Annotated in this window: 14 protein-coding genes; 4 read left to right on the plus strand and 10 right to left on the minus strand. The window is 42.6% G+C overall.

What is annotated here, in order from left to right; genetic code table 11:
* Positions 1-68 precede the first annotated feature (68 nt).
* The 6 genes from ACZ5A8_RS04110 to ACZ5A8_RS04135 all read right to left on the minus strand — a co-directional run bounded on the left by ACZ5A8_RS04110 (position 69) and on the right by ACZ5A8_RS04135 (position 3,400).
* Positions 69-1,445, minus strand: coding sequence for a multiheme c-type cytochrome (locus ACZ5A8_RS04110; protein ID WP_464532374.1), 1,377 nt, complete (start codon positions 1,443-1,445; stop codon positions 69-71).
* Between the two features lie 45 nt (positions 1,446-1,490).
* On the minus strand, positions 1,491-1,976 hold the full coding sequence (locus ACZ5A8_RS04115) for a desulfoferrodoxin family protein (protein ID WP_322223110.1): 486 nt from the start codon (positions 1,974-1,976) through the stop codon (positions 1,491-1,493).
* Between the two features lie 193 nt (positions 1,977-2,169).
* Positions 2,170-2,517: a carboxymuconolactone decarboxylase family protein gene (locus tag ACZ5A8_RS04120; protein ID WP_464532376.1), complete on the minus strand. Its 348-nt coding sequence runs from the start codon at positions 2,515-2,517 to the stop codon at positions 2,170-2,172.
* Between the two features lie 187 nt (positions 2,518-2,704).
* Complete coding sequence (locus tag ACZ5A8_RS04125) at positions 2,705-2,926, minus strand: DUF2180 family protein (protein WP_229388510.1); 222 nt, start codon at positions 2,924-2,926, stop codon at positions 2,705-2,707.
* A gap of 11 nt (positions 2,927-2,937) precedes the next feature.
* Entirely contained in the window at positions 2,938-3,168 is a 231-nt protein-coding gene (locus tag ACZ5A8_RS04130) for a DUF2180 family protein (protein WP_464532378.1), read from the minus strand.
* Between the two features lie 106 nt (positions 3,169-3,274).
* Entirely contained in the window at positions 3,275-3,400 is a 126-nt protein-coding gene (locus ACZ5A8_RS04135) for a desulfoferrodoxin FeS4 iron-binding domain-containing protein (RefSeq protein WP_464532380.1), read from the minus strand.
* Between the two features lie 728 nt (positions 3,401-4,128).
* Between ACZ5A8_RS04135 and mer the strand changes: the two genes are divergently transcribed.
* The 4 genes from mer to ACZ5A8_RS04155 all read left to right on the plus strand — a co-directional run bounded on the left by mer (position 4,129) and on the right by ACZ5A8_RS04155 (position 8,051).
* Positions 4,129-5,115 carry a 5,10-methylenetetrahydromethanopterin reductase gene (gene mer, locus ACZ5A8_RS04140; RefSeq protein ID WP_464532382.1) on the plus strand — a complete coding sequence of 329 codons (987 nt, stop codon included), beginning with the start codon at positions 4,129-4,131 and terminating at the stop codon, positions 5,113-5,115.
* Between the two features lie 102 nt (positions 5,116-5,217).
* Positions 5,218-6,258, plus strand: coding sequence for a F420H2 dehydrogenase subunit FpoF (fpoF, locus tag ACZ5A8_RS04145; protein WP_464532384.1), 1,041 nt, complete (start codon positions 5,218-5,220; stop codon positions 6,256-6,258).
* 53 nt (positions 6,259-6,311) lie between these two features.
* Positions 6,312-6,833 carry a nicotinamide-nucleotide adenylyltransferase gene (locus tag ACZ5A8_RS04150; protein ID WP_464532385.1) on the plus strand — a complete coding sequence of 174 codons (522 nt, stop codon included), beginning with the start codon at positions 6,312-6,314 and terminating at the stop codon, positions 6,831-6,833.
* Positions 6,834-7,613: 780 nt separating this feature from the next.
* On the plus strand, positions 7,614-8,051 hold the full coding sequence (locus ACZ5A8_RS04155) for an Ig-like domain-containing protein (RefSeq protein WP_464532387.1): 438 nt from the start codon (positions 7,614-7,616) through the stop codon (positions 8,049-8,051).
* Between the two features lie 74 nt (positions 8,052-8,125).
* Here ACZ5A8_RS04155 and ACZ5A8_RS04160 read toward each other — a convergent pair whose 3' ends face one another.
* The 4 genes from ACZ5A8_RS04160 to ACZ5A8_RS04175 all read right to left on the minus strand — a co-directional run bounded on the left by ACZ5A8_RS04160 (position 8,126) and on the right by ACZ5A8_RS04175 (position 12,116).
* Complete coding sequence (locus ACZ5A8_RS04160) at positions 8,126-8,686, minus strand: adenylate kinase family protein (protein WP_464532388.1); 561 nt, start codon at positions 8,684-8,686, stop codon at positions 8,126-8,128.
* A 101-nt stretch (positions 8,687-8,787) separates the two neighbouring features.
* Positions 8,788-11,118, minus strand: coding sequence for a PEP/pyruvate-binding domain-containing protein (locus ACZ5A8_RS04165; RefSeq protein WP_464532390.1), 2,331 nt, complete (start codon positions 11,116-11,118; stop codon positions 8,788-8,790).
* Between the two features lie 178 nt (positions 11,119-11,296).
* Complete coding sequence (locus tag ACZ5A8_RS04170) at positions 11,297-11,824, minus strand: pyridoxamine 5'-phosphate oxidase family protein (RefSeq protein ID WP_464532391.1); 528 nt, start codon at positions 11,822-11,824, stop codon at positions 11,297-11,299.
* Positions 11,825-11,885: 61 nt separating this feature from the next.
* Positions 11,886-12,116 carry a cytochrome b5 domain-containing protein gene (locus ACZ5A8_RS04175; RefSeq protein ID WP_464532393.1) on the minus strand — a complete coding sequence of 77 codons (231 nt, stop codon included), beginning with the start codon at positions 12,114-12,116 and terminating at the stop codon, positions 11,886-11,888.
* Positions 12,117-12,155 lie beyond the last annotated feature (39 nt).

Consider the following 12,155-nt stretch of genomic DNA (forward strand, 5'->3'; position numbering starts at 1 on the left):
GCAATAATCTTATGCCTGAGTTACTTTATCCCTGATTTTTAACTTTTCTCCTCTTCCTGCCTTTATTTTTATTTCTTACGTCTTCTGAGAATGATCCCTGAAGAAAGGGCAATAATAGCCCCTATGATTCCAAAGCCTGGAGTCGAGGTTTTTTCCTCTTCCGGGTATGTTGCCATATCAATTACAGGCACGTTATAGGCTCCCTCTCCGAAGAGCTCGTCGATATGCTCCTGAGGAGCCGACCTGTAGTGAAGAACTGCCTTTGTACTGATAGGATTCGAGGCATTTTCAGGCATTACAAAAGAATGCTTTTCAACTACAGATCCTTTCGGACCTATCCTGTTGTCCGATAGAATACTTTCTGCTTCCCATAATTTAACTGTGGGTTTTCCCTCAGAGTCTGCAAAGACAGTATGATAGATTGTTGCTCCAGAATCAATTTTTCCTGCGCTGTCAAGGGCTCCTGAGTGATAAAGTTCTCTACCTTCTGAATCGTTTACTGTAAGTTCAAGCCACATTTCTCTATCTTCAGTGACTCCAGTTGGAATTTTATGCCCTGCCCCTACATTCGTGATTTTTATTTCCACTTCTACGCTCTCTCCCGGTTCTGTCGAATCAGGAGCATTTACTTCAAGTTCTGCAGCGTGCTGGAGATATTCAATAGCTCTTTTTTCGTGCCTGTTTTCGCCCATAACATCTGTTACGAAAGCATTTGCGCCCACAAAATGATGAGTATATACATGTTCCCTCTCAGGACCTGTCGAGGCAGCTTTTCCGGGGTTCTCTTCGAAGCCGATAATCCCGGGAGTCATATGGCAGGCCTGACAATTTACTCCTTCTTCAGCATACGGGCTTTCCTCCCATTCGGTATATGTGGCTCCGAGAGTCAAATTGTTTACTGGATGGTAGATGTTATGGCACATGCCGCAGTACGCGGATTCGTTATAAAACTCGTGTGCTTCTGTCTCATGGGAAGCAGACTTCGTATCTGGCCTGTTTCCCCATTTTACATCTCCGGGTTCAAGGACAAAGGGAGCATTTCCTATCCCTTCGCTTTCGGCAACTGAATGGCAGAAATCACACTGTACCCCTTCTTTTGAAACCTCACTCAGGTGAGAACCGTCAAGGGGCGGAATTTCAGCCGAAACCACCCCTATAAGGGTATGGCAGCGGGAACAAAAATCGGGGGAAAGCCCCTGGGCTTCTGCAGCCACACCATATTCCTGAAGCGTTGCCTGGTAAAAGAAGTCGCTGTCCGCATTTGAATGCATGGAGCCGTCCCATTCTCCAAAACTGCTACCATGACAGTTCGAACAGATGCCGGATTTCGAAAATTGGTCAGATGTAAAATCTCCGGGCTCGCTCGGCGCTGCGGCTCCGGTAAATACAATCAGTCCTGCAAAAAGAGTAGTTATGATTAGACTTAGAAGTCCAGGGCTTTTCACTGCCTTTTCCCCCAGTTACTTTTGTCCCCCGTTATTTTCTGGTCTTCAGGCTTTCCATACGCATTTCTTGCCTTCTTCCTTTTCCTCGCCGGACATGACCTCTATCTGTCTGTACGTCTCCCAGACCCCGTGGATATTACACTTCTCCACTGCACGAAGGTTTGCGATCACTGATTTTTCTCCGCAGTTGCCGCAGATATTTACTCCACGTACCCTGCATGTTTCAATTTCTTTGATAGCAATCAGAGCCTCATCAGCTTCTACTCTGAAAGTCACTTTTGCTGTCTTCTCGCCGGAAGGAGACAGTTCTTCTCTTCCTATGAGTTTGTTTTGAAGATAAAGCTCAACCCATTCTATGAAGTGCTTTTCTTCCATCACATGAGGAATACTTCCAATGGTAACAATAACTTCAAAAGACTCGCCCGCAATTACCGTTTCAGGAGCTTCGATAACAGGTGTGTGTTTTTTCTCTCCTTCTGTAAGATTTGCCAGGTCCACAGGTTTGTTTATTTTTTCTTCAGTTCCAATCATAGTCATAACCCCGTCTTCTACAATCTGTTTTTACTCCGAACTTTTTACCCCTTGCTCATTTTGAGTGTATGTATCCAGTCTCTTTCTATCTGGATTTCTGGATACACACTATTCTCTCTACATCTATATTTATAATTGAATACGTATCCAGATGTTTAGCAGGTTTTTATTCTGGGTAACTCTAAGTATTCCTTTATTTTAATAGCTTGAGGGCTTCTCTGCAGGCAGCTACAGCCGGAGCTCCCGAGGTAATGAAGATGACATCCATTGTCTCCATAATTTCTTCTTTAGTTACTCCGTGGTTCAGGGCGCTTTTCATCTGAGCCACGGTACAGGCTTCACACTGTTTGGATGCCACGACTGCAAGAGCCATAAGGATCTTTGTCTTTGCAGGCAATGCTCCATCGGACAGTAATTTTCCATCACAGCGCCTGTACTTCCCAAGGAATTCAGGATCAAGTCCTTCAAGAGTTTCCAGAATATGAGGTTTGAATCCCATTTTCTTTCCTATACTTTCCACTATTTCTTTATTTTCTGCCAATTGTTAGCCTCCTCTTTACTACGTTTTTATTTCTTAACTGTTATGTCTGTTATCAGATACTTGATTAATTCAATAGATATCTTTTGCTATAGGGAACACCTTTCTATGGCTTTTGCTTTCGATTGTTCATACATGAATAAAGAAAGGAAAGAAAGGCATTTTATTTTCAATGGTATAATCATTGGAATTATACGCAAAAGTCCTCACCCAGAGTAGAGTCGATGCACTCACGGCACATCATCCTGGGAAGTTCTTTCTTGAGCGTCACATGAGGCAGCGGATATCCCCCTTTCATAGGAAATTCTACCTGCTTGATATGCTCCATACAGAGACCTTTCCCGCAGATGATGCATACACCTACAGCTTCGCTATCCTTGTTCTTTTCAAGGCAATCGTAACATTTCAGCATATTTGACCACCTCAACAAACTTCATCAAACAAACAGTTTTCTTTCAGGGCTACATGGCAGGGGATGCAAACAATTCTTTTAATGTGTTCTTGGTCAGCTTTGAGCTCAATAGGATAGCTACCTTCCCAAGCAGGGGTTTCCTCATGGATAAGGTGCTCTTTGCAAACCCCTCTCCCACATACGATACAAATTCCCACAGCATCCGTATCTTTACCTTCTCTGGCACATTCGTAACATTTCATCACTTTCCCTCCAAAATCAGAAAATCCTGTTTTTTCGAATTTATCCGAATTTTAAGGTCTAAAATATCCTACCTGTCTTTATGTGAGATAATTTCTGACCCTTTCATTATTCTTCTACGAGGGTCATGTCCTCTCCACAACAAACGAGCGTTCCACCGCCTACTTTTGTTACGGTAACTTCGTTGCCACAGATCTCGCAGAGGTATTTTTCTCCTTTTTTGGATACAGCCATAGCTAATTCACCTCCTTATTTTTTAGTTTAAATTCCTCAAAACCTCTAAGAGGGCTTTCCCCTTGCCCTGTTATTCCCGGTACTTACTTCGGGTTTTTATTAACATCCATACATATTAACCATTCTTTGTATATAATTGTAAGGATTTTTTAAAAAGTAACATAAATCTTCCCCTTCTATCTACATCTGTTATATTTTTCTCATACACTTCTGTCAAGGGGCTTGAAGCTTTTTCTTTTCATCTTTTCGGTAGCTTTAGACACGAAATGTATCGCTTACTTATCATGGGAAAATTATTCAAATTTCGACTCCTATATTTTTATGATATAAACCTTTTCCTGCTTCCGGAAGAAAAACTTCCTTTAAAATAATAGAATTGTTCTTTTTACTACACTTTATCGTTCTCTTTTGAAATATGGATTAAAAATGTCCTATTCTGGAAAAGGTTTATAAGGTTTGATTATTTCTTTTGAATGGGTCAGGTCTTGAACAGGTCTTCGCCATAAGGACTGTTTAAGGAATTCTTTTATCAGTCCTTTTATATACATTTCATTTAATACAGTTAATTATATATAGATTCTTAAATACTGTTATGTGAATTCTAGTTAGAGGTTGTAATTAACACCTACTATAATGGATGTTAATTATAATTTAAACTCTATACTTTTATGTGGGACGAAAAACAAACCCATCTAGCCATTAAGCAGTAGTTAAAGGAGTAATCAAAGATGAAGTTCGGAATCGAATTTGTGCCAAGCGATCCTGCCTTAAAGATCGCATACTACGCAAAGCTCTCAGAACAGCAGGGATTTGACTACGTCTGGATCACTGATCACTACAACAACCGTGACGTCTATTCCACTCTTACCGTTCTCGCTCTGAATACCAACAGCATCAAGATCGGCTCCGGTGTTACTAACTCCTATACCAGGAACCCTGCAATTACAGCATCCAGCATCGCATCTATTGCTGAAATCTCAGGCGGCAGGGCAGTTCTCGGTCTCGGACCCGGAGATAAAGCAACTTTTGATGCCATGGGCATTGCATGGGAAAAGCCTCTTGCAACCACAAAAGAAGCAATTCAGGCAATCAGAGGTTTCCTTGCAGGTCAAAAGGTCTCCATGGATGGCGAAATGGTTAAGTTCGGAGGCGCCAAGCTTGCTTTCAATGCTGGAAAAATCCCTATTTACATGGGTGCCCAGGGCCCCAAGATGCTCGAACTTTCCGGTGAAATTGCAGATGGCGTCCTGATCAACGCTTCTCACCCCAAGGACTTTGAGGTCGCTGTGGAACAGATCAGGAAGGGTGCTGAAAAAGCCGGCCGTGATCCCAGTGAAGTCGATGTTACTGCATATGCTTGCTTCTCCATTGACAAAGACCCTGCAAAAGCAATTAATGCTGCAAAAGTAGTGGTTGCCTTTATCGTCGCAGGATCTCCTGACCTTGTCCTTGAACGCCATGGCATTCCGGTCGAAGCCAAGAAGCAGATCGGTGAAGCTATTGCCAAGGGAGACTTCGGATCTCTTATGGGCGGGCTTGTTACTCCCCAGATGATCGAAGCCTTTGCAATCTGCGGAACTCCGGATGACTGCATGAAGAGGATTAAAGACCTTGAAGCAATCGGAGTAACCCAGATTGTCGCCGGATCCCCTATCGGTCCTGACAAAGAAAAAGCAATAAAGCTTATAGGTAAAGAAATCATTGCAAAGATGTAATTTTATTACATCCTGCAATAATTATTTTTTAATTTACTTCATTATACTTTTAAAAACACCTTGCCTGTAAGGCACGGTTATAAAGCCATTGGAGGTAACTGATTGCCACCAAAGATTGCAGAAGTCATTGAACATGACGTATGCGCAGCCTGTGGGGCGTGCGAAGCCGTATGTCCCATTGGAGCTGTTTCCGTAAAGAAGGCGGCAGAAATTCGAGATCCGAACAATCTGGGCCTGTATGAAAAAGGGGCTGGATACCAGGTTTGCGAAGGTTGCTTAACCTGCAGCAGGATCTGTCCGGTAGTGGACGGTTTCATCGGAGATGAACTATCAAACGTCCGCAAGTTCTTTGGCGCAAAGTCTAAAGATAATATCGGCAGCCAGGACGGAGGCGTAACGAGCGGAATTCTCAAAGCTCTCTTCGAGAAAGGCGAAATTGATTGCGCTGTAGGGATTACCCGAAACGAGAACTGGGAGCCTGAAGTCGTTCTGCTGACAAGTGCAGAAGACGTGGAAAGGACAAGAGGAACAAAATATACCTCTGACCCTGTAGTAGCAGCTCTCAGAGAAGCCTTCGAAAAGTACGACCGGATTGCAGTTGTAGGGGTACCCTGCCAGGCTCATGCTGCCAAGTTGATCAGGGAGAACGTAAACGAGAAGATCGTGATTATTATCGGCCTGCTCTGCATGGAAAGTTTCCATCATGAAGTAATGCTTCACACGATTATCCCCGATGTCCTGAAGGTCAATGTTCAGGATATCGTGAAGATGGAGTTTACAAAAGGTAAGTTCTGGGTCTACACAAAAGACGGAGAGGTCCACTCTGTGCCGATCAAGGATGTTGCAAAGTATGCAAGAAATCCCTGCCACCACTGTTGTGATTACACCTCTGTCTTTGCCGATATTTCTGTAGGTTCAGTCGGAGCTCCTGATGGATGGAACTCTGTTTTCATCAGGACCGAAACCGGTGAAAAATACTTCGATAAGGTCCGCGATGAGATGGAGATCATGGAAGACCCCAAGCCGGGCCTCGAACTTGTCGGAAAGCTTATTGATATGAAGCGCAAGAACAATGCGGAACATTTCCTGGAAGTCTGCAAAGAATTCAGCTTTGAAACAGGAATTCGCAACGAGACGATCTGAAATCAATATCAATTCAAAAAGAGAGACCCGGTACAAATTCGAGTTGGATCCGAATGACACGAGCTTTTTATATAGGACGTTTTCAGCCGTATCATTTCGGACACCATGCCGTAATTACGCGGATTGCAGAAGAGGTGGATGAACTGGTCATAGGCATAGGAAGTGCCCAGAAAAGCCATGAAGCCACCGACCCGTTTACTGCAGGGGAAAGGGTTCTGATGCTCTACAATGCACTTGAACACCTCCCTATCCGTCATTATGTCCTTCCCATCGAAGATGTCAGGTATAACTCTATCTGGGTTCACCATGTCGCATCCAGAACTCCTCGTTTTGACGTGGTGTACTCGAATAACCCTCTCGTTATTCAGCTCTTCCGGGAAGCCGGGTTCTGTGTTAAAGAATCCCCTCTTTATATCAGGGAGAGATACTCAGGTACTGAAATCAGGAGACGGATGATTGCAGGAGAAAAGTGGGAACATCTTGTCCCAAAACCTGTTGTGGAATCAATACGAGAAATCGATGGAGTAACACGCCTCCGGAATGTCTCTACAAGCGATAGCAATTTTTCTTTGTAATAGTTTATTTCTAACTTTTCCTGTGATGATTTTTCCCAACTTTTCTTTTAATGTTTTTTTCCTTACTTTTCTTTTCATTTTTTCCCAAAATTTCCTTTATTTTTTATAGCGTTTTCTTTAATTTTTTTTCTCTAGCTATTTTCTGCAATTCCCTTTTTTCATTGTCTTATATGTATTTTTATTCTCATATACTACTATCTAAGTTAAAAAATTATAATATTTATTATAAATTTACTACTTAATTACTTTTTGAGCTCTATAAACACAATATATTCTAATTATGAATAGTAGTAAATGAAAAATTTTAAAGACTGTATATAATAAAACTATTGCTTTGGGGAAAATTTTTTATAAAAGAAACAGCTATTTACTTTTGATGTACTCTCTAATAATTTTTCAATATATATTCGATTATTTCTTTGCCTTTTGAGGATAGTGTACTCTCAATTTTAGCCCTTATTTTACATATGGGTTCTCAAATTGAAGGAAGTAAATCTCGAAAAAGCATTGAATAGAAATAGTATGTTGAAAAGAATAGCAGTATATGTAAATTTTATACTGTACATTTATATTAGAATTGTATAATGACAAAAAATCATCTAAAAATCATTCAATCATAAGAAAATATGTTACTCTATTAAATCCGGTTCTTTACTCTGGGGGAGTACATTTTATTTGACAGTAAGAACCGGATTAAAAAAACAGAGTCTTTACGATATTTATGCTTGAATGAACACATGGAGTGTACAAATAATGTTAAAATTTGCGTTTAACAAATTGATGAAGGTACTGTGTATTTTCACATTAGCCTTTTTTGTCATGTCAGTGACAGGTGCAGCAGCATGCAGTAATAGTAGCAGTACATGCAGTAAAAAAACATATGCAGTAGATGATGTATTCAATATATCTCCCAGCCAGACATCCAAGGCATTTAACGTATTGGCTAATGACAAAGGATGTGGTCTCAAAGTAGTGACTACCGGGTACATTACTACGGCAAAAGGCGGCAAAGTGCTGATGAAAAGCAATGGTGCATTTAGTTATGTAAAGCCAGTTGCCTGTTCTAATAAAAGTGATAGTTTCACATACAAGGAAGTAAACAAGTATGGAGTTTATGACACTGCAAAAGTAACAATGAATTTCAAATGCAGTACCAGCTGCTCCAAGTGTTCTACGTGTACCAAGACCTCTACATGTACAAAGTGCTCTTGCAAATAAAAACTTTTAAGGAAATAGGGAAGTATTGAGCTTCCGGGGATTTAATTCCCCTCCTTTGCTATTTCCTTGCACAATCAAGGAACCAGGTCAATCCAGTCAATGGATCCTGGTTTATACTCAGGCATTTCCTTTTCATCTCCACTTAATATGTGGTCTATAATTGTTTCTATATCCTGCTCCACCTCTTCAAGGGTCTTTCCTGTGGTATTAACCTCATAAACAATATCACACCACTCCGAAGCTTCAACCAGTATAACATCGAGAGCTTCAGCTTCAGTATTCTCCCTTACCTTCTCTTCTGAATAGCCACGTGTTTCCAGCCTTGCTTTTAGTTCCGGAGGGCATGCCCTGAGGACAATAATAGTATCTGCAATATAATGGGCAAGGTGGCTTTCAAGAATTATAACTTTGTTTGTTGATTCCTTTTCCATTTCATCGATAAGCTCAAGAAGGCGGCTTCGGATAAGCTCCATATCCGCCACTACCGAATCCCTTTTTTCATCAACCTCGGTGTAGAGGTGTTCTTCTTTGATCAGATTATTAAGGTGAATCACTTTCCAATGCCTTCTTTTCTCGAGAAGCTTGCTTACCGAGGTTTTTCCCGTACCTGGCGTACCTGTGAGTCCTATGAGCATGGAGATGGAAATAGGGTTTATCGCAGTTATAATTAATCCCGGTTAAGGTAGGCTGACTTGCTGATTTTGAGACCGCGAATTAAGGATTTTTCGGTTTTTGTTTATTCCCATCTCTTCAACACCGTGATGATCCCCAGGTATCCGTCCACTGCTAGGTAGTCCCCGTTTTTTATGAGTTCTGTTGCATCCGGGACGCCGGTAACGCAGGGGATCCCATATTCTCTTGCAATGATAGCTCCATGGATCAGCATTCCTCCTCTGCGCTCCACAATTGCAGAACACAGGGGCACGATAAGAGTCATGTTTGGGTCTATGGCGTCACAGACAAGGATTTCCCCTGCTTTCAGGTCGAAAATATCTGTTTCTTTCAGGATAACCCTTGCAAATCCTTCAGCTACTCCTCTTCCGGAAGGGTTTCCCAGGAGCTGCCTTGGCTTTACCTTTTCTCGGAGAATTTTTGACTGCAGCGGTTTTTTCAATTCGGGGCTATAAGACGGGTCTCGAAGAGTTTTTGTAAGCTCCACAGCGAGTTCCTCGCTGTAAAAAACCTGATCTTCCGGCAACCTGTCTTCTTCAGAGCCCTTTTCAATTACTCTTTTTCTTCCTTCAAAAAGCACCCTTTTGAGTTCAGCCTCTATTTTCCCGAGATAGATATTGTCATCATCCCTAAGGCGGTAGCTTGCTCGGCCGAGGTCAAGAAGCTCGGCTGCACACTGCTTGTTTTTGCCTTCGAAACCGGAGAGAAATTTTTCTTTCAAGTATTGTATACGGTTATTACTCTTACTTTCTGCAGACACTGGGATAGGAGGATAGAGAGCTATCTCAAGGAGTAGCCTGTAAATGCCTTTTTTTATCCCGGGGCTTTCGGAATAGCTCCCGCCATATCTGGATATAAATAAGTCGAGTTCTTTTTCAAGTTCATCTACGGCTTTCCTCTCACATTCAATTTCAGGTTTCTCCTCAAGCTCAATTCTGTTTGTGTCTGCAGGTCCAGTTTCAACCTCGTGTCCGATCCCTATCTCATCCACATTCTCTTTTTCCGGGACCGTTTCGTCAGCCTTGATCCGCTCCCTTACTACCTTTATGAGTTCCGGGCTCTTTCGGAGCTTTTCGGAGATTTCCTCAAGTTTCCTGTTACGTTCGAGACTCAACATTTCAGTTCCGGAAAGGAGATCTGCAAACTCATAGGGATCTTCCGGGTTTACGGTTTCATTATAGACTTTTCCAAAAAGGCGGGCTCCGTGAGCAAAAGGTATGAATTCCTCCCAGTAAATATCATACCATTTCCTGTAAATTTCAGCCCTTCTTTCCATTTCCCCTGCGAGAGCAGAATCTGACAGTCTTTCAATTTTTTCTCTTTCCAGTGCCCGGGCTTCTGCCTGCATGGCCGGGACGTATTTTTCCTCTATGGCTGTCCTGAGCCCTTTGAGGTTCTCGAAACTTCTCCTGAGACTCAGGTACCAGCGCCTCTTTTCGTCCCTGTCCTGGAAGGTGGTTATCGGTCTTGCCTGGAGAATATAAAGCGTTGACTCTCTGAAGGTCCATTCTATGTCTTGGGGGCTTCCAAGAAGCTTTTCTGTCCTCCGGGTCAGTTTAAAGATCTCCAGAACCTCAGCATGGGTAAGAGGTGGGTTCTTTTGAAAAATTTCAGGTAGGGCTTTAAGTTCCGTACCCTCTTTTCCTGCAAATACCGCTTTCTCTCTTTCAGCCGGCATGTAAGTTTTTATGCTTCCTGTCTGTCTGGAAAGGGCCCAGCGGTCAGGCTCCACGGTGCCGTCAACAAGCCCCTTATTAAGCCCATACACAGCTTCGATAACAGCTTCGGATTCGTTATCTGGATTCTTCCCAAAAGCGACTCCGGATACCCTTCCCTCTATCATTTCCTGTACCAGCACGGCCATTGTACTGCTGAGGATATCAAGCCCCATTTCTTTTCGATATAGGAGAGCTGCATCCGACCAGAGGGAAGCCCAGACAAGGCGGAGGTGCCGAAGGATAGCCCTGGCTCCACGGATATTTACATATGAGGCATGAACACCTGCAAAAGAGGTCTTTGCGCTGTCTTCTCCGGGGGCAGAAGATCTGACTGCTACTGCTTTACGTCCAAAATGACTGGCAAGCCCTTCTTCCAGTTCTTTTTCCATTTCCCCAGGAAATGGAGTCCGGATGAACATGTGCTTAATTTTTTCCGAAGTATCCCAGAGTTCTTCCCAGCGCATCTCTTCAAAAGGCTTTCGGCTGAGCTCAAGAAGGATTCTCCCTCTGAGCCCTGTCCTGTCAAGATATGTCTCGTAGGCTGCAGTGCAGATGCAAACACCTGCCGGGACAGTCAGCCCCTCCCTGCGCAGGGCACCGAGGACAGAAGCTTTTCCTCCGCAGGCTTTTCCGGTATTCTCCCGGACTTCTTCTATAGGTATGAGCCACCTTCCCATAGTTTGCCTCCTCAATTTTGTATTTTACTTTATCCTGCCCCTTATCTCTGAGTTAATACTTTCCGGTATTAATTAACTTGTCAGGGCAAAAAGAGGATAGTGTTTACTGGAAAAATAAAGATTGTACTGGAAAAATAAAGATTGTACTGGAAAAATAAAGATCGGACTGGAAAAGCGATTAGACCGAAACTTCTACAACATGCTGGAAACGGGTAACTACAATGTACTTTTCTATTCTGATTTTCAGAAAAGCAGTCGTAGGAGAGTTTAGAAAGTCCTCAAGGTACGGGTGCTTCATCAAATAAATTTTTTTCATTATACTTAGTTCGAAATCTTCTACAGGTTCAACCCTGCCCAGGGCTGTTACTGCCATTGCATCCCGGAAATCCTCTATCTTATTCTTCCGGTTATCAATCAACAGGGATACTTCAGGGTTTGTCATCAGGTTTGAGTACTTCCTTGTAGCCCTGGTAGTTGAAAAAAGAATATACGTAAGCTTCTCATTCGAGGCAAAGGCGATAAGGCTTACATAAGGTGCCATTCCATTTTGAGTCGCCAGAACGGCAAGAGGTTGGGACGCAAAAAACGTTCTCAACTTTCCGAGGCACTCTTCTTTCTCAAGTCCGATTTTTTCTACAAACGTTTCCCCTATTCCCTCTTCCGGTTCGTGGGGAATAACCGATGCGATTTCATCTTTCACAGTCATAGCTCCTTAGCTCACCATTTCTCTTTTTACTTAAAAAATTATTAACTGTTATTAGGACAGGTTACTTCTTAAGAGTTCCTACAACAGGATAGTCCTTAAATGTCTCAGCACCATGAGGCGCTTCATCCATTGCTTCCGTAAGATCCTCTCCTGCTTCGTGGAGCCCCTGGTGAGTGCCATCCTCCCATAAATAACTGTCTGATACATCGTATACCTGGCCGTCATATGCAATGTAAACCTTACCATTTTTACCATTGTATTCTGAAAGTTCTTCAAGTGTGTACTCTTTCATTTTCCATCTCCTCCATTTCTTTCACTTTGCAATAAATTA

It is taken from the genome of Methanosarcina subterranea, from assembly GCF_055385895.1.

Coding starts and splice junctions, on each gene's coding strand:
- ACZ5A8_RS04115 (WP_322223110.1), bottom strand. CDS start 1,976: ATGATTGGAACTGAAGAAAAAATAAACAAACCTGTGGACCTGGCAAAT.
- ACZ5A8_RS04125 (WP_229388510.1), bottom strand. CDS start 2,926: ATGCTGAAATGTTACGATTGCCTTGAAAAGAACAAGGATAGCGAAGCT.
- ACZ5A8_RS04130 (WP_464532378.1), bottom strand. CDS start 3,168: ATGAAATGTTACGAATGTGCCAGAGAAGGTAAAGATACGGATGCTGTG.
- ACZ5A8_RS04135 (WP_464532380.1), bottom strand. CDS start 3,400: ATGGCTGTATCCAAAAAAGGAGAAAAATACCTCTGCGAGATCTGTGGC.
- mer (WP_464532382.1), top strand. CDS start 4,129: ATGAAGTTCGGAATCGAATTTGTGCCAAGCGATCCTGCCTTAAAGATC.
- ACZ5A8_RS04150 (WP_464532385.1), top strand. CDS start 6,312: ATGACACGAGCTTTTTATATAGGACGTTTTCAGCCGTATCATTTCGGA.
- ACZ5A8_RS04155 (WP_464532387.1), top strand. CDS start 7,614: ATGAAGGTACTGTGTATTTTCACATTAGCCTTTTTTGTCATGTCAGTG.
- ACZ5A8_RS04160 (WP_464532388.1), bottom strand. CDS start 8,686: ATGCTCATAGGACTCACAGGTACGCCAGGTACGGGAAAAACCTCGGTA.
- ACZ5A8_RS04165 (WP_464532390.1), bottom strand. CDS start 11,118: ATGGGAAGGTGGCTCATACCTATAGAAGAAGTCCGGGAGAATACCGGA.
- ACZ5A8_RS04170 (WP_464532391.1), bottom strand. CDS start 11,824: ATGACTGTGAAAGATGAAATCGCATCGGTTATTCCCCACGAACCGGAA.
- ACZ5A8_RS04175 (WP_464532393.1), bottom strand. CDS start 12,116: ATGAAAGAGTACACACTTGAAGAACTTTCAGAATACAATGGTAAAAAT.